This window comes from Vreelandella sp. V005, assembly GCF_052645115.1.
On the sequence record NZ_JBQXYA010000001.1, the window covers coordinates 55,230 to 74,636 of the forward strand.

At 54.6% G+C, this 19,407-nt stretch carries 20 protein-coding genes and 1 other RNA gene; 4 read left to right on the plus strand and 17 right to left on the minus strand.

The annotated features are described in order from the left end of the window. From ftsW to rsmI, 10 genes are all read right to left on the minus strand, one after another. Entirely contained in the window at positions 1–1,182 is a 1,182-nt protein-coding gene (ftsW, locus tag ACUN8H_RS00250; protein ID WP_445530208.1) for a putative lipid II flippase FtsW, read from the minus strand. Beyond that, positions 1,179–2,567, minus strand: coding sequence for a UDP-N-acetylmuramoyl-L-alanine--D-glutamate ligase (murD, locus tag ACUN8H_RS00255; protein ID WP_445530209.1), 1,389 nt, complete (start codon positions 2,565–2,567; stop codon positions 1,179–1,181). Before murD ends, ftsW begins: the two co-directional genes overlap by 4 nt. Positions 2,568–2,625: 58 nt before the next feature. Further along, a complete protein-coding gene (gene mraY, locus ACUN8H_RS00260) occupies positions 2,626–3,708 on the minus strand; it encodes a phospho-N-acetylmuramoyl-pentapeptide-transferase (RefSeq protein ID WP_445530210.1) in 1,083 nt (360 codons plus the stop codon). Positions 3,709–3,717: 9 nt separating this feature from the next. Then, a complete protein-coding gene (locus ACUN8H_RS00265) occupies positions 3,718–5,076 on the minus strand; it encodes a UDP-N-acetylmuramoyl-tripeptide--D-alanyl-D-alanine ligase (RefSeq protein WP_445530211.1) in 1,359 nt (452 codons plus the stop codon). Beyond that, positions 5,076–6,569: a UDP-N-acetylmuramoyl-L-alanyl-D-glutamate--2,6-diaminopimelate ligase gene (locus ACUN8H_RS00270; RefSeq protein ID WP_445530212.1), complete on the minus strand. Its 1,494-nt coding sequence runs from the start codon at positions 6,567–6,569 to the stop codon at positions 5,076–5,078. Before ACUN8H_RS00270 ends, ACUN8H_RS00265 begins: the two co-directional genes overlap by 1 nt. An 18-nt stretch (positions 6,570–6,587) precedes the next feature. After that, a complete protein-coding gene (locus tag ACUN8H_RS00275; RefSeq protein ID WP_445530213.1) occupies positions 6,588–8,294 on the minus strand; it encodes a peptidoglycan D,D-transpeptidase FtsI family protein in 1,707 nt (568 codons plus the stop codon). Then, positions 8,291–8,626, minus strand: a complete 336-nt coding sequence (gene ftsL / locus ACUN8H_RS00280) for a cell division protein FtsL (protein ID WP_445530214.1) — start codon at positions 8,624–8,626, stop codon at positions 8,291–8,293. The genes ACUN8H_RS00275 and ftsL overlap by 4 nt, the downstream gene beginning before the upstream one ends. Before the next feature lie 8 nt (positions 8,627–8,634). Next, on the minus strand, positions 8,635–9,591 hold the full coding sequence (gene rsmH / locus ACUN8H_RS00285; RefSeq protein ID WP_445530215.1) for a 16S rRNA (cytosine(1402)-N(4))-methyltransferase RsmH: 957 nt from the start codon (positions 9,589–9,591) through the stop codon (positions 8,635–8,637). 67 nt (positions 9,592–9,658) lie between these two features. Next, positions 9,659–10,029: RNase P RNA component class A (gene rnpB / locus ACUN8H_RS00290), an RNA gene on the minus strand. Between the two features lie 32 nt (positions 10,030–10,061). Beyond that, the gene (gene rsmI / locus ACUN8H_RS00295) at positions 10,062–10,919 is read right to left on the minus strand and encodes a 16S rRNA (cytidine(1402)-2'-O)-methyltransferase (protein WP_445530216.1); all 858 of its coding nucleotides are present in this window, start codon (positions 10,917–10,919) and stop codon (positions 10,062–10,064) included. A 186-nt stretch (positions 10,920–11,105) separates the two neighbouring features. On the opposite strand from rsmI, the gene ACUN8H_RS00300 reads away from it, so the two are divergent. The 4 genes from ACUN8H_RS00300 to ACUN8H_RS00315 all read left to right on the plus strand — a co-directional run bounded on the left by ACUN8H_RS00300 (position 11,106) and on the right by ACUN8H_RS00315 (position 14,243). Next, positions 11,106–12,611: a penicillin-binding protein activator gene (locus ACUN8H_RS00300; RefSeq protein ID WP_445530217.1), complete on the plus strand. Its 1,506-nt coding sequence runs from the start codon at positions 11,106–11,108 to the stop codon at positions 12,609–12,611. Then, positions 12,601–12,972, plus strand: a complete 372-nt coding sequence (locus ACUN8H_RS00305; protein WP_445530218.1) for a YraN family protein — start codon at positions 12,601–12,603, stop codon at positions 12,970–12,972. The genes ACUN8H_RS00300 and ACUN8H_RS00305 overlap by 11 nt, the downstream gene beginning before the upstream one ends. A gap of 21 nt (positions 12,973–12,993) precedes the next feature. After that, positions 12,994–13,584, plus strand: coding sequence for a phosphoheptose isomerase (locus ACUN8H_RS00310; RefSeq protein ID WP_445530219.1), 591 nt, complete (start codon positions 12,994–12,996; stop codon positions 13,582–13,584). An 86-nt stretch (positions 13,585–13,670) separates the two neighbouring features. Beyond that, positions 13,671–14,243 carry a BON domain-containing protein gene (locus ACUN8H_RS00315; protein ID WP_445530220.1) on the plus strand — a complete coding sequence of 191 codons (573 nt, stop codon included), beginning with the start codon at positions 13,671–13,673 and terminating at the stop codon, positions 14,241–14,243. Between the two features lie 109 nt (positions 14,244–14,352). Here ACUN8H_RS00315 and ACUN8H_RS00320 read toward each other — a convergent pair whose 3' ends face one another. The 7 genes from ACUN8H_RS00320 to rplM all read right to left on the minus strand — a co-directional run bounded on the left by ACUN8H_RS00320 (position 14,353) and on the right by rplM (position 19,362). After that, complete coding sequence (locus ACUN8H_RS00320) at positions 14,353–14,853, minus strand: ClpXP protease specificity-enhancing factor (RefSeq protein WP_445530221.1); 501 nt, start codon at positions 14,851–14,853, stop codon at positions 14,353–14,355. Between the two features lie 66 nt (positions 14,854–14,919). Beyond that, entirely contained in the window at positions 14,920–15,546 is a 627-nt protein-coding gene (gene sspA, locus ACUN8H_RS00325) for a stringent starvation protein SspA (RefSeq protein ID WP_113268167.1), read from the minus strand. Between the two features lie 149 nt (positions 15,547–15,695). Continuing rightward, positions 15,696–16,463 carry a cytochrome c1 gene (locus ACUN8H_RS00330; protein ID WP_445530222.1) on the minus strand — a complete coding sequence of 256 codons (768 nt, stop codon included), beginning with the start codon at positions 16,461–16,463 and terminating at the stop codon, positions 15,696–15,698. Then, complete coding sequence (locus tag ACUN8H_RS00335; protein ID WP_445530223.1) at positions 16,463–17,722, minus strand: cytochrome b; 1,260 nt, start codon at positions 17,720–17,722, stop codon at positions 16,463–16,465. Before ACUN8H_RS00335 ends, ACUN8H_RS00330 begins: the two co-directional genes overlap by 1 nt. Then, a complete protein-coding gene (petA, locus tag ACUN8H_RS00340; protein WP_445530224.1) occupies positions 17,722–18,321 on the minus strand; it encodes a ubiquinol-cytochrome c reductase iron-sulfur subunit in 600 nt (199 codons plus the stop codon). Before petA ends, ACUN8H_RS00335 begins: the two co-directional genes overlap by 1 nt. A gap of 209 nt (positions 18,322–18,530) precedes the next feature. Further along, entirely contained in the window at positions 18,531–18,920 is a 390-nt protein-coding gene (gene rpsI, locus ACUN8H_RS00345; RefSeq protein ID WP_008958669.1) for a 30S ribosomal protein S9, read from the minus strand. 13 nt (positions 18,921–18,933) lie between these two features. Next, positions 18,934–19,362 (minus strand): 50S ribosomal protein L13, encoded by a 429-nt coding sequence (gene rplM, locus ACUN8H_RS00350; protein ID WP_008958668.1) that lies wholly within the window; start codon positions 19,360–19,362, stop codon positions 18,934–18,936. Positions 19,363–19,407 lie beyond the last annotated feature (45 nt).

Sequence of the window (19,407 nt, forward strand, 5' to 3'; positions counted from 1 at the left end):
TTACGATAAACGCGGTTCATGGCGTGCTCGATAGGGGGTGGATGCGCGCCGTGGGCGGTGGCGTGTTTCAGCATCCGTACGCAGCAGCAGCCCCACCATGACGCCAGTTACCAACAGACTAGAACCGCCGTAGCTCATTAGCGGCAGTGTTAACCCTTTCGTCGGCAGTAGACCGGAGCTCACTGCCATGTTAATAAACGCTTGCGCAGCCACAACAAAACCGATGCCGTAACTAACGTAAGCGCCAAAAAGATGCCCCGCCAACTCGGCTTTGCGACCCACCAACATGGCGCGGGCGATAAACAGGGTAAACAGCAGCACGACGATGATCGCACCAACCATGCCCAACTCTTCGGCGATCACTGCAAATATAAAGTCGGTATGCGCCTCAGGCAGGTAGTGCAGCTTCTGTACGCTGTTACCAAGCCCGGTGCCGGTGACGTGACCGCGCCCAAAGGCAATCAGTGCCTGGGTTAGCTGGTAGCCTGTCGCAAATTGGTCCGCCCAGGGATCCAGAAAGCTCGTCCAGCGAGCCAGTCGATAGGGCTCGATCACGACCATCATCACGGCGCCCGAGCCAAGCAGCGCACCGCTGCCCACCAGTAGCACCAGCGATGCGCCGCTCATCATCAACATACCAATGACACAAACAGTAAAGACCACCATGCCACCAAAATCGGGGGCGAAAAACAGCAGTCCAGCGGGCACTGCCAGCACGGCTAAGGGCCGCCACATGCTGAACGCACGCCGACGCAAATCGTAGGCAAAACGCGACATAAATGCCGCCATATAAAATATCAGCCCGATTTTGGCAAACTCAGATACTTGCAAACTGGGTAGCGGCCCCGGCAACGCTATCCAACGCTTACTACCGTTAATTTCTTGACCAATAAGGAGCACCAGCACCAATAGAAAAATAGAGGTGAGCAGAATCAGCGCCGCATTTTGGCGCCAGACTTCCAGCGGCACGCAGAGCATAAAGATACAGGCCATAATGGCGAGCAGTAAAAAAATACCGTGCTGACGGGAGTAGTGATAAGTATCTTCCAGCAGGCCAATCGATGCCGAACTCACCATCACCCAGCCCAAACCGGCTAAGGCTACCGCCGCCATCACCAGCCAAACATCACAGGGCAGGTCACGCGTGGTAAGCACTGTACGCAGACGCTGTAGTCGGCTCATTGCACTTCTCCGGCTGTAGACGCTGCCTGCCGCTGCACCCAACGACGAAACAGCTCACCGCGTGCTTGATAATTGGCAAACTGATCCAGGCTCGCGCAGGCGGGTGACAGCAGCACGCAGTCCCCCGGTTGAGCGATCTCATAGGCTATTTGCATGGCTTGGGTTAAATCGTCTACTTGTTGAATCGCCACGTGGCCAGCCAGCGCCTTAGCCATCCGCGGCGCATCCAGGCCAAACAGTAGCGCCTGGCGCGCGCATTGCGCTAAAGGCCCGGCCAATGGGGTGAAATCTGCCCCCTTGCCTACACCACCTGCGAGTAAAATCAATCGGCCTTCTAACGTTGCGCCAATGCCATTGATGGCCGCCAGGGTAGCCCCGACGTTTGTACCTTTAGTGTCGTTAACCCAGGTAACACCATTGATACGGGCGATGACTTCGCTACGGTGTGGCAGCCCTTTGAAAGCGCTTAACGCGCTACACATGGGCGCCGCCGCCAACCCCAGTGCCTGCCCCATCGCCAACGCCGCCAGGGCATTGGCGTAGTTGTGCTGCCCGGTGATATTGAGTTCATCAATCGACAGCCAAGGCTGAGACCCTTTCATCAATGTCAGTTTGTTCTGATAAAGCGCTAGCCCCCACTCCTCCGCTTCCGGCGCTCGATGGGAAAAATACGCCAACTGATCAACCGGATAGTCAGGCCAAGTGAGGGCATCATCTGCATTCACCACCGCATGGCGCGCACCGATAAAAATACGTTGCTTGGCGGCGTGATAGCCCTGCATATCACCATGCCGGTCAAGGTGGTCTTCGGATAAATTCAAAAACGCGGCACAGCTCGCCCCAAGACGGGGCGTGGTTTCGAGTTGAAAGCTTGAGAGCTCAAGAATATATAACTCGGCATCGGCATGACTGGCTAACAGATCCAGCGCGGGTGTGCCCAAGTTGCCACCGACGGCTGCATTAACACCTGCGGCGGCGGCCATTTCGCCCAGCAGGGTGGTGACCGTCGACTTCGCATTGGAACCGGTAATCGCGGCAATGGGGGCCTTTGTCGCACGAACAAAAAGGGCCATTTCACCCACCACCCGAGGCTCCCCGGTGCGCGGGTTAACTTGGTCAGCGATCTCTTTCAAACCCGGCATTCGCGGATCAAGCCCGGGGCTTACGACGACCTCTTCCACTTCACGAAGATCCAATCCGGTAAGCGCACCGCAATGAACATCAATGCCCGGATGCGCGCTACGAAAATCATCCAGCCCGGGTGGTTCTGCCCGCGTATCTGCCACCATGTAAGGCGTATTTAAGCGGCTTAAATGGCGGCAAATAGCACGACCTGAGAGCCCCAGGCCTACCACTAGCGTGACGCCCTTCGCTACTTGAACCATCACAGGCTCCCTCTAGCATCATGCCAATGACCCGTCGATTTATGCATGACCAGCTGCATTAACGCACTTTAAGCGTGGCGAGACCAAGCAACACCAACACCACGGTTATAATCCAAAAACGGACGATCACGCGTGGTTCAGGCCAGCCTTTCAATTCATAGTGATGATGCAAAGGCGCCATGCGGAAAATACGGCGCCCAGTGAGCTTGTACGACCCCACTTGCAGGATAACCGAGACCGTCTCCATTACGAAAATGCCGCCCATGATAAACAGCACGATCTCCTGGCGAACGATCACCGCTACCACCCCCAGTGCAGCCCCAAGCGCCAACGCACCGACATCGCCCATAAACACCTGGGCGGGATAAGTGTTAAACCATAAAAAGCCCAGGCCAGCACCGGCAATCGTGGCGCAAAAAACGGCTAATTCACCGGTCCCAGCAATAAACGGAATATGCAGATACTCGGCGAAAACGGTATTACCGCTAGCGTAGGCAAAGACCGACAGACCCATGGCCACGAGCACCGTGGGCATAATGGCCAAACCATCTAATCCATCGGTTAAATTAACCGCATTGGAGCTACCTACGATGACAAAGTAAGTAAGCACGATATAGAAAACGCCCAGCGGTAAAGCCACTTCTTTAAACAGCGGCACCAGCAAGCTGGTTTCGACCGGCGTGGCGGCAGTCAAATAGAGCAGCACCGCCGCTCCCAGGCCCACCACTGATTGCCAGAAATATTTCCAGCGAGCGGGTAAACCCCGCGGGTTCTTCTCAACGACCTTGCGGTAATCATCCACCCAGCCAATGGCACCAAAGCCTAGCGTCACACCGAGCACTACCCATATATAGAGATTGGTCAAGTCGCCCCATAATAGGGTACTCATAGCGATGGCTAGCAATATCATTGCACCGCCCATGGTGGGGGTGCCCGCCTTTGAAAGGTGGGATTGCGGCCCATCATCACGCACGGACTGGCCTATCTGGCCTTCGACTAGACGTCGAATCATCCATGGCCCCAGCCATAAACAGAGCATTAGCGACGTGAGCGCGCCTAAAATCACACGCAGCGTTAAATAATTAACGACTTGAAAATCAGCTTGATACTGCGACAGAAAATTCGCCAAGTGAAGTAACATGAACGGCGTTTACCTTATTTCATCCGAACGCAGTGCATTCACGACATGTTCCATGCCCGCACTGCGCGATCCTTTCACCAGCAAGGTGGTGTCCGGCGGCAAAGAATTAGTGACATGACGCATTAGCGCCTCGTGATCGTTAAAGTGCAGCCCACGACCAAAGGCTTCGCTGGCAGAACGAGCGGCATCGCCCAACGTCAACAGCTCATCAATGCCAAGCTCAGCGGCGTAGCGGCCGATATCAGCGTGCAGCGCCTCAGAGGTATCTCCCAACTCGCCCATTGCCCCTAACGCACACCAACGTGGAGCGGGGAAACTCGCCAGGGTATCCAACGCCGCTTTAACTGCGCCAGGGTTGGCATTGTAACTATCATCCAGCACGGTGGCACCTCGCAAACCGGGCACCACGGTTAACCTGCCGGCTAACGCGTGTAGTGATTCCAGGCACACGATGACCTGCTCTTTAGGCACACCCAGTGTTAGCGCCGCGGCGGCCGCGGCCAGCGCATTACTGACATTGTGCTTACCGAGTAGCGGCAAACGCACTTGTCCCAACGCCTGGCCATTTTGCAATAGCGTGAAAGCATACCGCCCTTGCGGATCACAGGAAAGCGCTGCGGCGCTCACATCGGCCTTGGGATGAAAACCGAAGCTCACAACCCGCCGTGGGGCCGCGCGAGCCGCCCAAAATGTAAAATAGCGGTCATCCCGGTTGAGTACCGCCGTCGCCTGTTCACCCAGGCAGGCCAGCAGCTCGCTTTTGGCTTGAGCAATCTGCCCCATACCACCGAACTCCCCCACGTGGGCACCGGTAACATTGGTAATGATTGCCACATCGGGCTTAGTCAGTGGCGCTGTCCAGGCAATTTCACCCAAATGATTAGCACCAAGCTCAATGACAGCGGCGTTATGCTCCGGCCGCAAGCGTAACAAGGTCTGCGGCGCGCCAAAGTCATTATTCAGGTTACCCTGGGTGGCTAATACATTCCCCAATGGTGCTAGAAGTGCCGCGCACATCTCTTTAACCGTCGTCTTACCGCTATTGCCGGTCACCGCTATCAAGGGGCCTTGCCATGCGCACCGATGCACACCCGCCAAAAGTCCTAACGAGAGGCGTGTATCGGGGCAGACCAGTTGTGGTAAGTCGACCGCCACGGGGGTATCGACCAAGGCAGCCACCGCGCCAAGCGATTGAGCCGTTGCCACATAGTCATGGCCATCAAAGTGAGGGCCTTTCAAAGCAATAAACAGACAGCCAGATTCGATCTTACGGCTGTCGGTAACGACGGAACTTATACAAAGCTGCGCCTGCTCGCTGGGCGCTTCAATGCCCAGTGCTGAAGCGATTTTGCCAAGTGACCACTGCATTATTGAAGCCTCCGCGTAGCGAAGGCGCGCTGAATTTCTTCGCTATCAGCATAGGCGTGGCGCACCCCCTGGATGTCTTGATACGCCTCATGACCTTTTCCAGCGATCAGCAACACATCCTGAGCATTGGCCTGCTGAATAGCGGTGGCCACTGCTTCCCGACGATCCCCAATTTCAACGGGCTGCACGGCGTTAGAAAACCCGTCCAGAATATGCGCTCGAATTTGCGCTGCAGGCTCATAGCGGGGATTGTCGTCGGTCACCACAATATGATCCGCTAACGGCTCGGCGGCTCTAGCCATTTCGGCTCGCTTGCCGGTGTCACGATCACCGCCACAGCCAAATACGCACCACAGCTTGCCCGCATCGCCTAAGTGGGCACGCAGTGCTTGCAGCGCGCTGTGAAGCGCATCCGGGGTGTGGGCGTAATCGACGATGACGCTGGGGAAGCTAGGCGCTCGATAGAGCTCCATACGCCCTTGCACCGGCGTTAGCGACGCGGCTGCAGTAAAGAGCGCATCAAGCGATTCGCCTAATCCATAGAGCACCGCCATCGCCAGCAGCACGTTATCTAAATTAAAGCGCCCCATTAATCCCAAGCTGAGCATTTTCTCGCCATCGGGGGTCGCAATCATTGCCTGCTGACCTTGCTCAAAAGCCTGCCAGTCGAGCACACGCAAGGTGACGGCTTCGTCTTTACCCGTGGCCAACACCCGTACATTGCTATGGCAGCCTGCCAGCATCAACCGCGCCAAGGGATCATCGCCATTCACCACCGCCAGGCTAAGCTCAGAGCGGCGGAAAAGTTTGGCCTTTGACGCGGCGTAAGCGGCCATACTGCCATGGTAATCCAAATGGTCACGAGTCAGATTGGTAAACACGCCCACGCTGACATTAACTGTTTCCAAACGGTGTTGATCCAGCGCATGGGAGGAGACCTCGAGCGCAACGCGCCGAACGCCCAGGCTTGCAAACTCACCCAGCGTCGCCTGTAGTGCCAAAGAACCAGGCGTCGTTAAGCCGCTATCGCGCAATGCACCGGGACGACCAACGCCCAAAGTGCCAATGAGGCCGGTGGGCGTGCCTAACGCCTCGCTAAGGGCAGCGATGTAATGCGTGACGGAGCTTTTACCGTTGGTTCCGGTGACGCCAATCACTTCGAGGTCATTAGGTACTTTAAACAGAGTGCGCCCGAATTCACCTAGCCGCACTGATAGGTGCGGCAGCGTTAGCACGCGCCCTTCCAGAGACACCTTGCCAGGCTCGCCTTGCGCTAATACAAGCGCAGCGCCTGCCTTAAGCGCTTGCTCGATAAAGTCGCGACCATCATGTTGCGTACCCGGCACTGCCACAAACACATCGCCCGCCTGGAGCTTGCGAGAATCCATTTCAATGTGCACCTGCTCCGGCAGCGCCGGAAGGTCATCAGGCAGCGGTGAATTGGGCCATACGCGCGCGAGCGCCGCCAACACATCGACTGAACTCAGCGTCATGCCATCTCCTTAGAAAAACTACTCTTCATCGTGGTCCGGCGGAACGTCCAACAAGCGCAAAGCGTTACCGGTTACGCTGGAAAAAACCGGGGCGGCAACAGCCCCCCCATAAAACTCACCGGCTTTGGGATGATCAATCATAACGACCGTGACGATACGCGGGTTAGAAATGGGCGCAATTCCGGCAAAAACACTACGGTAAGCATCGGTGGTATAACCTTGTTGACCTATTTTACGCACCGTGCCCGTTTTCCCCCCCACGCGATACCCTTCAACGCGGGCACGCCGGCCACCGGTGTAAGCGGCTACCGAGGTCTCCAAGATATTAAGCAGGTCATTAGCTACCGTGGGTTCTATCGCTGGAATGCCTTGTGGCGGCTCAGAGAGGCGTAGCAGCGAGGGCGGTAAACGCACGCCATCATTGGCTAGCGCCGTGTAAGCACTCGCCAACTGCACTGCTGACACGGACAGGCCATAACCATAAGAGAGTGTCGCCCGTTCACTGCGTGACCAGCGAACAGGAGCTGGCAGGCTACCCGTCGATTCGCCGGGAAAACCGGTGCCAAGCGCCTGCCCCAACCCTAATTGATTGTACTTTTCCCAAATGGCCGTATCGCTTAACTGTAATGCTAAACGCGACATGCCCACATTCGATGATTTTTCCAAAATACCGGGTAGATCGAGTTCGCCATAATTACGGAAGTCGCGGATAGTGAATTGATCCAGCCGCATCCAACCGGGCGATGTATCCACCACCGCGTCACGATCCACTACGCCACTCTCCAATACGGCGGCCATGGCTAGCGGCTTCATCACTGAACCGGGTTCGAAGACATCTACTAACGCCTGGTTGCGCAGCCCGCGAGGATCCAGCCCGGCTCGGTTATTGGGGTTATAAGAAGGTAGGTTAGCCATTGCCAACACTTCTCCTGTGCGTGCATCCATCATCACCAGCACGCCCCCGTCAGCCTCATTCTCGGCCACTGCCGCCCGCAACTCACGGTACGCCATATACTGAATACGCTGGTCGATAGCCAAGGTAAGCTCGCCACCCGGCTGGGCTTCGTTGATCACGCCAAGCTCGCGCACCAAACGTCCGCGCCGGTCTTTGATCACTCGCCGCTGCCCAGGGTGACCGGCCAAATAGGACTGATAGGAGAGCTCTAGGCCCTCTTGACCAATATCATCAACGTTGGTGACCCCTAGCAATTGCGCGGCCACTTCACCAGCAGGATAGTAACGTTTGTATTCACGCTGGGGATAAACACCAGGAGTGCGGAGATTGAGTATCTGCTGGGCGGCGGCAGGCGTCATTTGACGGCGGAGATACATAAACTCATGCTCGCTGAAGCGTGCCACGCGAGACTCGAAGTCATCCAGTGTCATGCCTAACGCCTGGGCTAGCATCACGCGCTGGATGGCATCCTCGGGCAGCTCCTGAGGATTGGCCCAGAGGGTAACTACCGGAGTAGAAATAGCGAGCGGCTCACCGTTACGGTCAGTGATCATGCCACGGTGCGCCGGGATTGCTTCATGGCGAAGGGTACGTGCATCTCCCTGACTTTGCAGAAAAGGACGGTCGATGACCTGAAGCAGTGTGATACGGCCAATCAATATAGCGGAGGCCAAACCAATCGCTAATAAAATAAACACGAAACGGCCACCTCCAAGAGGAGGGGCAATCGGGGCCTGACGAGAGGTACCGCCGCGACGCTGACTTCTCATGGACGTATCACCTCGACGTCATGAACATCGGGAATCCGCATACCCAAGCGTTCAGTGGCAATTTGCTCGACACGGGCAGGCGTTGACCACGCCCCCTCTTCAAGCAGAAGCTGCCCCCACTCCGTTTGTAGCTGGTTCTCTTCTTGCTCTAGCTGTTGCAGTTGCGCAAATTGAACCCGCGTCATGTGCGTCGTAATAACAACGGCTAAACCAGAGCCGATACAAAGTAAAAACAGCAGCATCATAGCTACCGGCCAGGGGCGCAGACGTAGCTTGAAAGGCCATTCGGTGCGTAGCGTGGTTGCCCACTGCTCAATCCGATCCATGCTCATGATTTCATTTACATCCGTTTGCGTGCAGCCCGCATGACGGCGCTTCGTGCACGAGGATTCGCATCCACTTCTTCTTCGCTTGGCCGCACCCCTTTGCCTATTGCCTCAAGCCGCCGATTCAATTGATCGTCACGAATGGGCACGCCGCGAGGAAGATCAGTATCACCACGAACATGATGACGAATAAAGCGCTTCACCCGACGATCTTCCAATGAATGAAAACTGATCACCACCAAGTGACCACCAGGAGCCAACGCCTCAAGCGCGGCTTCGAGTGCGCTATCTAACTGTTCAAGCTCGCTATTAACGAAGATGCGCAGCCCCTGAAACGCCTTGGTCGCCGGGTGGCGGCCCTTTTCCCACGCCGGGTGGGCAACTTTCAGCACCTCGGCTAAATCCACCGTATGCGTAAACGGCTTCTCGCTTCGGCGAGTCACTACCGCCCGTGCTAACCGCTTGGCATAGCGCTCTTCACCGTAGGTTTTGAACACATAGGCGATATCCGCTTCACTGGCCCGGGCCAGGAAATCAGCCACACTTTGTCCCTGCGTAGGATCCATGCGCATATCCAGCGGGCCATCCCGCATGAAGCTGAAACCACGTTCGGGATCATCAAGCTGAGGAGAGGAAACGCCGACATCCAGCAATATGCCTGAGAGCTTTCCGAATACGCCTTGCTCACGGGCAAACTCGCCAAGCTGGGCAAATTCACGCTGGGTAATTTGAAAACGTGGATCGTTAATTTCAGCGGCAGCGGCAATCGCTTGCGGATCGCGATCCATGGCGAGAAGCTGGCCCTGCTCACTAAGGCGGTCAAGAATTACCCGTGAGTGGCCCCCTCTACCAAAAGTACCGTCTAAATAAATACCCTGGCCATCGTGAACCAAGGCATCAACAGCACCCTCCAGTAGTACGCTGGTATGTTGAAAGCGGGAAGCAACCTGTTCAGCGTCAGGAGAAGGCATTTTTTTCTCACACAAGATGTTAGAGACAAAGTAATGAAGGGCGTGCAGGCACGCCCTAATATGGATATGGGGGAGTCGGCCGATAAGCCGGGTTCTGTCGTGGACAGCCATTCCTCTAGGCGCTGCGTTACCACAGCGCTCAAGCAACCTACCCGGACCCAGCGCGGGCCACGCCATTGGGTCCCTATTTGGTCTTGCTCCGAGTGGGGTTTACCATGCCACGCACTGTTACCAGGCGCGCGGTGCGCTCTTACCGCACCCTTTCACCCTTACCGGCCCCAGTGATTTATTTCAGGGGCTTAGGCGGTCTACTCTCTGCTGCACTTTCCGTCGGCTCGCACCGCCCAGGCGTTACCTGGCACTCTGCCCTATGGAGCCCGGACTTTCCTCCCCCAATGCCTTTTGAGGGGCATTAGCGGCGACTGTCTGGCCAACTCCGGCGGCAAGCATACCAGCGCCCTCGACTAGCCTCAATGCTCGCCTTTGATTGCTTGCAAACGAGCGTACCAAACTTGCTTACGCCCACCGAGTATTCGCGCCGCAATCGAAGCTCCCTGCTTCACGCCGACTCCCTCTTCCAATAAGGCGGCCAGTAGCGCATCGGCCGAAATGTCCTGATACTCACTCTGCTCAACCGGAGGGGCACCAGCAACAATGACCACGAATTCGCCGCGGGCTTGGTTAGGGTCGGCAGTCAGTTGTTCCAGTAACGATGCTGGAGTGCCGTGTAAAAACGTCTCGAAGGTTTTCGTTAGCTCACGCGCTAAAACCACATCGCGATCCGCCATTTGCGCCTGCAATGCTTCAAGGGTATGCACGATACGGTGGGGAGATTCATAAAATACCAGCGTCTCTTCGCGGCTTTTCCAGCCCTCCAATGCTTGGCGCCGCGCCCCTGGTTTGGCCGGCAGAAAACCGGCAAACACAAAGCGATCTGTCGGCAGCCCCGCGCCTGAAAGCGCGGTGATCAGCGCGCAGGGGCCGGGAATAGGTACAATATGGCGATTACGTGCGCGTAGTTCGCGCACCAGCACAAAACCGGGATCACTGATTAGCGGGGTTCCTGCATCACTGATCAAGGCAATATCTTCGCCTGCGGCAAGATAACCATCCAACGTCTCGACCCGGCGCGCTTCATTGTGTTCGTGCAAGGAGAGCATGGGTTTATTGAGCCCTAAATGCGTTAGCAGACGCCCACTATGGCGTGTATCTTCTGCTGCAATCCGGGTCACTTGGCCCAACACGCGGATGGCGCGCGCCGTTAAGTCGTCCAAATTCCCAATTGGCGTAGCAACCACGTACAATGTACCCGGGTTATGGTCTGGCATTGTTGACTCTCAATTCGTTGATGACTTTCAATTCGTTGATGACTTTCAATTCGTTAATGCCTCTCAATTCGTTGAGGACTCTCGATTCGTTGATGGCTTGCTCTACCGGTGCGCTATGCTTATGCCGTAGCCTCGGCAAACGCTGGCGAGCAGCGACAGCGCAAATGGAAACTTAAGGAAGGATACATGAAACAGTCATTACGTGGCTTACTCGCCGCAGCCCTTGTGGCATTTCTCGTTGCGGGCTGTGCGATGCAGTCGCCTAGCGTGGTAGACCGCGTGCCTGCTGAAGACCCAGGCCAGTTACTCAACCAAGCGGAACAGCAAGCGCCAGAACAGGCTGCCAAAACGCGTCTAGAAGCGGCCAATATTTTAGCTAAGCAGGGTGATCGCGACAGAGCGTTTGAAACGGCAGATAGCATTGACGAAGGGCTTTTATCAGACGCCGACCGCGTGCGCTGGGCGCTACTTTTTTCAGAACTTGCTCGCGCCCTTGGTGAACCGCGAGCCGTTCTCCGCGCAGCACAAGTCCTTGACGATGAATTACCCATGCAGGCGAACCAACAGCAAACTCTTGAAGAGCGTCAGCGTTGGGCGCGTGAAGCGCTTGATCAGCCGGGTGCAGTGACAGTCGCGCTGCCAGAGCTTGAAGGGCAGGATATACGCCGCATCGTGGTGGCACTGCCTGAGTCTGGCCCGCTTAGCAGTGTCGCAAATACCATCGCCACCGCCATGCGCCAGCATCATGATGTCCAAGGCGGGAATGTGGAACTTAGTTTTCTCGACGCATCACGTTACTCGCTTGATGAGCTTTATGATCGCGCTCAACAGATGAATGCACAGCTCGTTATTGGCCCGTTAGACAAAGACCAAGTCACCCAACTAGAACAGCGCGACAGCGTTCCCTTGCCAACTCTAGCGCTCAACTACGGCAGTGGCGACAACAATCAAGCGCAGCGGTTATTTCAGTACGGCCTCTCTGCTGAAGATGAAGCGCGCCAAGCCGCGCGACGCGCTTGGCAGGATGGTCATCGGCAGATGTCGATGATGGTGCCTGATAACGATTGGGGCCGTCGTGTTGGCGAAGCCTTTTGGAATGAGTGGCATAGCCAAGGCGGCGAAGTCACTAATGCCGTGCGTTATAACCCTAACAATTCAGTTTCCAACGCGGTTCAAACTGCGCTTAATGTCAGCGGAGAGCGCGCCCGCCTAAACAATATTGACGCCCTCTTCCTGCTGGCATTACCGGAGTATGCCCGCCAAGTTCCCCCCACCATGGATTACTATTACGCACCCAACCTACCGATCTATGCCACGTCTCATCTGCATGAAGGTCGTTTGCAAACGCGCCTTGATCAGGATCTGAACGACGTGATGTTTATCGATATCCCCTGGCAAATCCCTGATGCTGCGGTCGGTGGCGAAGAAGCCCTTCCCTTTGCTTCGACTTACCAGAGCCTGCGGGACGAGTCAGATGCGTCGATGTTTCGCCTAATGGCAATGGGTGTTGATGCTTACGAGCTGGCCGTTCGCTTCTCTAATCTTGACGCAATGAATGGCTTAAACGGCAGTACCGGACGGCTTTACTTAAGCGACGATGGCCGTATTCATCGTGAGCTGCCTTGGGCCAAATTCCAAAATGGTGTCCCCTCGCCTATTTTAATCCCTAGCTTAGATGAAAGTGGCGAATAACGCGCATACCGCTCGTGCCCGCGGCACAGCCATTGAGCAGATTGCCGCTCAATGGCTGTGCCAGCAAGGGCTCACGCTAGTCACGCAGAACCATTACGTGAAAGGCGGTGAGCTTGACTTGATCATGCGAGATGGCGATATTCTGGTCTTTGTCGAAGTCAAACATCGCACGACCGCCCGCTATGGACATCCACTGGAAACGATTACCTATCAGAAGCAGCAGCGATTAGTGCGTGCGGCCAAGCTATATATCGCCCGCGGCGGGCTTTCATCGCCATGCCGGTTTGATATCCTTGGAATCATCGGCAAGCCGCCCGACCTTGACTATCACTGGGCGAAAGCTGCTTTTGATGCCTTTTGACTCTATAACCAGGAAGCCCTGATGGACTTTCAATCTCGTATACTTGGCCACTTCAACGACAGCATCGATACCAAAACGTATGCTAGCGAGGTGCTTCCACCCTTTATCGAAGTGGCAAGCCAAATGATGGTGCAGTGCCTTGTTAGCGAAGGAAAAATACTTACCTGCGGCAATGGCGGCAGCGCGGGAGACAGCCAGCACTTCTCCTCTGAATTGCTCAACCGCTTTGAACGTGAACGCCCAAGCCTACCTGCATTAGCCCTGACGACGGATACCTCTACACTCACCTCAATTGCTAATGACTATAGCTATAACGAAGTGTTTTCAAAGCAGATCCGCGCCCTTGGTCAGCCGGGCGATGTGCTTTTGGCCATCTCGACAAGCGGCAACTCAGGCAATATTGTGCAGGCTATTCAAGCAGCACATGATCGCGACATGACGGTTGTGGCCCTAACGGGCCGCGATGGCGGCGACATGGCCTCCCTGCTTGGTCAAGACGATTGCGAAATTCGCGTGCCAGCCACGTCAACGGCACGCATTCAAGAGGTGCATCTTTTGGTAATTCACTGCTTATGTGATCTTATCGACGAACAGCTGTTTGGCAGCACTTAAAGCCCAGCTGTCCTGGCCCAAGCGCTAACAAGAACGATGGCTTTCTCTAACTTTCCACTGCTACTGAGCACTAAGGAGTCATACCGATGACCCAACGCCTACCCTCTCGTGGTTTTATTACTGCTGCGCTGTGCGCGGTTCTTTTTATCAGCGGCTGCGCCAACAACTCGGCTTCCAATCAATCGAATTACGCTCAGCGTAGTGATGACGTTGAAGCCATTGATGCCACCATAGAGCGTGAAGTCGACGACGCACTCGAGCGTGCCGACGCACGACTGGGCGATGCGCGTATTCGTACCCATGCGTTTGATGGCGTTGTACTATTGGTGGGACAAGTGCCTAGCGAAGAACTCCGCACGATGGCAGGCGATGTGACCAGCAGCTTACGTGGCGTCAACGAAGTGCATAACGAACTCATCATCGCTGCTCGCTTACCCGCAAGCCAACGCCTAACCGACACATGGCTGACTACCAACGTCGTTAGCCACTTGGCAACCAATGACCGCATCGACTCCTCTAAAATCAAAGTCACCACCGAAAATGCCAGCGTGTATTTGATGGGACGCGTTACCCGTGAAGAGGCTGACAGGATCGTCAATGCCGCCTCAGCCGTTGGCGGCGTTCAGCGCATCGTTAAGGTGTTTGATTACATCGACTAACTCCGTCGTCTTGCCACGGCTCGATGCATAACTACTCGATGCATAAAAAAAGCCTCGCTTGATTTAAGCGAGGCTTTTTTATCAATACCGCAACAGCTTACGATGGGTATTACTTCACTACCCGCAGCGTAGGCTTCTTCTTTTCTTTGCCTTTAGCTTGGCTTTCATCTTCTGACGCTTCGCTGGAAGAGTGCGTACCCGCCTCTTCGCTCACCGGCTCGGTGATCGAAAGCTCAGGCTTGCTTGAGGCTTTTTCGTCTTCCTCAATATCCCCAAACGATTCAGCGCCTTCACCCAGTTCAGGCTCATGGCCAAAGACCATGCCTGCACCGTTTTCGCGTGCATAGATCGCAATCAAAGCAGGTGTAGGTATCATCACCTGCATAGGTTGCCCGCCAAAACGAGCATTGAAGCCTATCGCCTGGTTCTCCATAAATAGATCACGCACGGCAGTCGGCGCCACGTTCAACACGATCTGTCCGTTCTGAACGAACTGGCGGGGCACTTCCACGCCTGGCAAGGTAGCATCCACCACTAAATAAGGCGTTAGCTCATTATCCAGCAACCACTCATAGAGCGCTCGGGCGAGATAGGGGCGACTCGATTTCATCTAGACTCCCTCCTCCTTACAAGTAAGGCTCCCTGCCGCTAACACGCTAAAGGGAACCGAATGAGTTCAAGCGCGCATCTCTTTTTCACGCTCACTTAAAGATGCCTTAAACGCTTCACGCTCAAATACACGCGACATATATGCCAGCAACGGCTTAACCTGCTTTTCAGGCAGTTCAATATTAAGCTCCGGTAAACGCCACAATACAGGTGCTAAGCAGCAATCGACCAGCGTAAACTCTTCGCTCATAAAATAAGGCATGTCTTCAAAAATTGGTGAGATACCAATTAAGCTTTCACGCAATTCTTTACGCGCTTTATCTGCTTCTTTTTTCCCGCCGCTACGAATCTGATCCACCATCGGGCACCATTCACGCTCGATGCGATGCATCCATAGACGACTTTGCGCACGCGCTACCGGGTAAACAGGCAGCAGTGGAGGATGAGGGAAACGCTCATCCAGATACTCCATCATGACTTTGGACTCATAAAGCACCAAGTCACGATCTAACAGCGTCGGCACACTGTTGTACGGATTGAGGTCTGCCAGTTCTTCTGGTGGTTTTTCATCGAGAACATCGACGATATCAACGGCGACCCCTTTCTCGGCCAGCACAATGCGCACACGATGACTGAAATGATCATCACTACCCGAGTAAAAGATCATCGACGACCGCTTGGCCACAACACCCATGAAAGCATCCTCACTTCAAAACAATCTTGGATAATAACACGCCAGCACACCCTTAGGGGAAGCTAGCTTGCTTTGCTTTATTGCTAGGCTAACAAGCAAAAAGCGCACGGCTTACGCCGTGCGCCTTACTGACGATCAGCTACAACTAATTAGTGGATATCTCGCCAGTACTCACGCTTGAGCAGGTAAGCAATCACACCAAAGATGAAAATAAAGATCAGCACTTTAGGCGCCAGCGCCTGGGCCTGAAGCTTAGAGGGCTCGCCTACATAAGCCAGGAAGTTAGTAAGATCATACATCGCTTCCTCAAATTCAGCTGGCTCAAGCTCACCAGGCTCCGTCACTTGCAGCACGTCACATGACTGATATTTGCCTGACAGCGCATCCGGCTCTTGCCCCTCTACCGGATGATCCGTTTCAGCACATACCAACTCTTGCACCCCCTGCAGCGGTTCCAACACGTTAGGCATTGCTACCAAGTCGAATACCGTGTTGTTAACGCCGGTCGGGCGGCTCGGATCTTTATAAAAACCGAGCAGATAAGAGTAAATCCAGTCGGTGCCGCGCACCCGTGTCTTCAGCGACAGGTCGGGCGGCGGCGCACCAAACCAACCCTCCGCATCACCACTGTCCATCGCGTTATGCATTTGGTCGTTGTAGGCCAAATCTGGTGAGAAAATCAGATTTTCCTCAACCAGATCCTCCGGAATGTTCAAGTCCTCAGCCGCACGAGAAAAGCGCTGGTACTGAAGCGAATGACAGCCCATGCAGTAATTGACATAGAGCTTCATGCCATTTTGCAGCGAGGCCTTATCATGCAGATCAGGATCCATTGAATGCGGCACGCTTGCGCCACCTGCAGCCATCGCGGTTACTGGCACTAAAGCGAAAAGGAGTCCAAATAGATACTTTTTCATTAGCCAGTCACCCTTTCCGGAACGGGTTTAGTCTTCTCCAGCTTGGTGTAGAACGGCATCAAGACAAAGAAGGCAAAATAAATCACGGTGCATGTTTGCGCCAGAATGGTTCGCCCTGCTGTTGATGGCAATACACCTAAAACACCGAGAATAACGAAGCTGATGGCAAACAGCAGCAGCATGACTTTCGAGATCCAGCCTTTGTAGCGCATTGAGCGTACAGGACTGCGATCTAGCCACGGCAACACAAACAGTATTGCGATTGCCGCCCCCATGAAGATAACCCCCAGGAATTTAGCATCTAAGCCAAACACCGAGAAAGTAATCGCACGGAGAATGGCGTAGAACGGCGTCATGTACCAAACGGGTGCGATGTGATCAGGCGTTTGCAGCGGATTCGCCGGATCAAAGTTAGGCTTCTCAATAAAGTAGCCGCCACCCTCAGGGAAATAGAACACCACCACACAGAACACAAACAGGAATACTGCGACGCCAACAAGATCTTTAACCGTGTAATAAGGATGGAAAGGAATGCCATCCAACGGAACCCCGGCTTCATCTTTTTTCTGTTTGATATCAATACCGTCTGGGTTGTTAGAACCCACTTCATGCAGGGCAATGATATGCAGCACCACGAGTGCCAAAATAACGATAGGCAGGGCCACGACGTGCAGCGCAAAGAAGCGGTTGAGGGTAATACCTGAAATCAGGAAGTCACCCCGCACCCACTGCGCTAAGTCAGGGCCGATAGCGGGAATAGCAGAGAACAGCGAAATGATGACCTGGGCGCCCCAATAGGACATCTGTCCCCAAGGCAACAGATAGCCCATGAAGGCTTCTGCCATTAGCACCAGATAAATGGTCATACCGAAAACCCACACCAACTCGCGCGGGGCTTTGTACGAGCCGTATAAAAGGCCACGAAACATATGCAGATAAACGACGAGAAAGAAAGCTGAGGCGCCGGTGGTGTGCATATAGCGAATCAGCCAGCCCCACTCTACGTCTCGCATGATGTATTCGACAGAATCGAACGCACCTTCCGCTGAGGGATTAAAGCTCATGGTCAGCCAAACCCCGGTCAGGATTTGGTTAACCAGCGCCAGTAGCGCTAGTGAGCCAAAGAAATACCAAAAGTTGAAGTTCTTCGGCGCATAATATTTGGAGAGGTGCTCCTGCCACATCTGGGTCGCAGGAAAGCGATCATCCACCCACCGCATAATGCCCTTTTCCGCCTTGGCTCTATTCGGATTACCCATTAGGCACTCTCCTCATCTTCGCCAATGACAATGACATCATCATTCTCAAAGCGATAGGGTGGAACCTCGAGATTAATCGGGGCAGGCACGTTGCTAAATACACGGCCGGCCAGATCAAACCGAGAACCATGGCAAGGACAGAAGAAACCACCAGGCCAGTTTTCAACGCCCACGCCTTCAGCGTCGGGCTCAGGCCTGAAAAGCGGAGAACACCCCAAATGGGTACAAATACCGATCAGGACGCCTATTTCGGGCTTGATAGAGCGTAGCTCACCTTCGATATAGGCAGGTTGCTGCGGCACTTCCGAATTGGGGTCAGCCAACTGGTCATCACCTAATGACTCTGTACGCTCGATCATCTCCGGGGTACGGTTGATAATCCATATAGGACGACCGCGCCATTCAACAGTCATACGCTGCCCAGGCTCAAGCCTCGATATATCTGCTTGAACGGGAGCACCCGCCGCTCTTGCCCTGGCACTAGGCTGCCAAGAAGCCACAAAGGGGACCGCAACCCCGACAGCACCTACCGCCCCTACAACGGAGGTGGCGCCTACGAGGAAACGGCGTCGGCCTTTGTTTACGCCGTTATCTGCCATTTCAGGTTTCTCCCATCAGCTTACCCGTTCCGCCGCAAAGGCGTCTTGCGGCGACGAATATTAAATACGCTCTATGGTAAAAAAACAAAGCGCTGTGCACAAGAACAACCGCCCGTGACCATAGTGGTACGAGCAATATAATTTTTTGATATTCCAATAAAAAACGCCCAGGTCGATGACCTGGGCGTTTTGCAGCATAGCGTAAAGAATTAACGCTTAGAGAACTGCGGACGACGACGTGCTTTGCGCAAGCCGACTTTCTTACGCTCTACTTGACGTGCGTCACGCGTTACGTAACCAGCGGCACGCAGCGAAGGACGCAGATCTTCATTGTAGTTCATCAGGGCGCGGGTAATACCGTGACGAATAGCACCTGCTTGAGAAGAACCACCACCACCAGCGACAGTGACAAAAATATCAAACTGGCTTAGCGTTTCAGTCAATTCAAGCGGCTGACGAACCACCATACGACCGGTAACACGACCAAAGTAAAGGTCTAGGTCTTGGTTGTTGACAGTAATTTTGCCAGAGCCTGGCTTCATAAACACGCGAGCGGTGGAAGTCTTGCGGCGCCCGGTACCGTAATACTGCTGTGTCATGGCGAAGATTTCCTCAGATGTCTAGTTCAAGCGGCTGTTGGGCAGCATGCGGATGCTCGGCACCGGCGTACACTTTCAACTTCGTGTACATGGCGCGGCCCAAAGGACCTTTCGGCAACATGCCTTTAACGGCAGACTCAATGATGCGCTCGGGCGCATGATCAAGCATCTTGTCGAATGTCATAGAGCGCAGACCGCCCGGGTAACCAGTGTGGCGGTAGTAGGTTTTAGCCTTCGCCTTGTTGCCGGTTACGTGGACTTTCTCTGCGTTGATCACGACGATGTAGTCGCCAGTATCAACGTGAGGGGTAAATTCGGGCTTATGCTTGCCGCGCAGGCGACGAGCAATCTCGGTTGCCAGGCGACCGAGCGTTTTGTCCTTAGCGTCGACAACATACCAGTCGCGCTGGACGGACTGCGGCTTAGCACTGAACGTCTTCATGGATAAAATCACCAGATTAAATGTATTGGGTGACTCACACCGTTA

Excerpts from the sequence above, each read along its gene's own strand:
- ftsW (WP_445530208.1), bottom strand. The coding sequence starts at position 1,182 with ATGAGCCGACTACAGCGTCTGCGTACAGTGCTTACCACGCGTGACCTG.
- murD (WP_445530209.1), bottom strand. The coding sequence starts at position 2,567 with ATGGTTCAAGTAGCGAAGGGCGTCACGCTAGTGGTAGGCCTGGGGCTC.
- mraY (WP_445530210.1), bottom strand. The coding sequence starts at position 3,708 with ATGTTACTTCACTTGGCGAATTTTCTGTCGCAGTATCAAGCTGATTTT.
- ACUN8H_RS00265 (WP_445530211.1), bottom strand. The coding sequence starts at position 5,076 with ATGCAGTGGTCACTTGGCAAAATCGCTTCAGCACTGGGCATTGAAGCG.
- ACUN8H_RS00270 (WP_445530212.1), bottom strand. The coding sequence starts at position 6,569 with ATGACGCTGAGTTCAGTCGATGTGTTGGCGGCGCTCGCGCGCGTATGG.
- ACUN8H_RS00275 (WP_445530213.1), bottom strand. The coding sequence starts at position 8,294 with ATGAGAAGTCAGCGTCGCGGCGGTACCTCTCGTCAGGCCCCGATTGCC.
- ftsL (WP_445530214.1), bottom strand. The coding sequence starts at position 8,626 with ATGAGCATGGATCGGATTGAGCAGTGGGCAACCACGCTACGCACCGAA.
- rsmH (WP_445530215.1), bottom strand. The coding sequence starts at position 9,591 with ATGCCTTCTCCTGACGCTGAACAGGTTGCTTCCCGCTTTCAACATACC.
- rsmI (WP_445530216.1), bottom strand. The coding sequence starts at position 10,919 with ATGCCAGACCATAACCCGGGTACATTGTACGTGGTTGCTACGCCAATT.
- ACUN8H_RS00300 (WP_445530217.1), top strand. The coding sequence starts at position 11,106 with ATGAAACAGTCATTACGTGGCTTACTCGCCGCAGCCCTTGTGGCATTT.
- ACUN8H_RS00310 (WP_445530219.1), top strand. The coding sequence starts at position 12,994 with ATGGACTTTCAATCTCGTATACTTGGCCACTTCAACGACAGCATCGAT.
- ACUN8H_RS00315 (WP_445530220.1), top strand. The coding sequence starts at position 13,671 with ATGACCCAACGCCTACCCTCTCGTGGTTTTATTACTGCTGCGCTGTGC.
- ACUN8H_RS00320 (WP_445530221.1), bottom strand. The coding sequence starts at position 14,853 with ATGAAATCGAGTCGCCCCTATCTCGCCCGAGCGCTCTATGAGTGGTTG.
- sspA (WP_113268167.1), bottom strand. The coding sequence starts at position 15,546 with ATGGGTGTTGTGGCCAAGCGGTCGTCGATGATCTTTTACTCGGGTAGT.
- ACUN8H_RS00330 (WP_445530222.1), bottom strand. The coding sequence starts at position 16,463 with ATGAAAAAGTATCTATTTGGACTCCTTTTCGCTTTAGTGCCAGTAACC.
- ACUN8H_RS00335 (WP_445530223.1), bottom strand. The coding sequence starts at position 17,722 with ATGGGTAATCCGAATAGAGCCAAGGCGGAAAAGGGCATTATGCGGTGG.
- petA (WP_445530224.1), bottom strand. The coding sequence starts at position 18,321 with ATGGCAGATAACGGCGTAAACAAAGGCCGACGCCGTTTCCTCGTAGGC.
- rpsI (WP_008958669.1), bottom strand. The coding sequence starts at position 18,920 with ATGACACAGCAGTATTACGGTACCGGGCGCCGCAAGACTTCCACCGCT.
- rplM (WP_008958668.1), bottom strand. The coding sequence starts at position 19,362 with ATGAAGACGTTCAGTGCTAAGCCGCAGTCCGTCCAGCGCGACTGGTAT.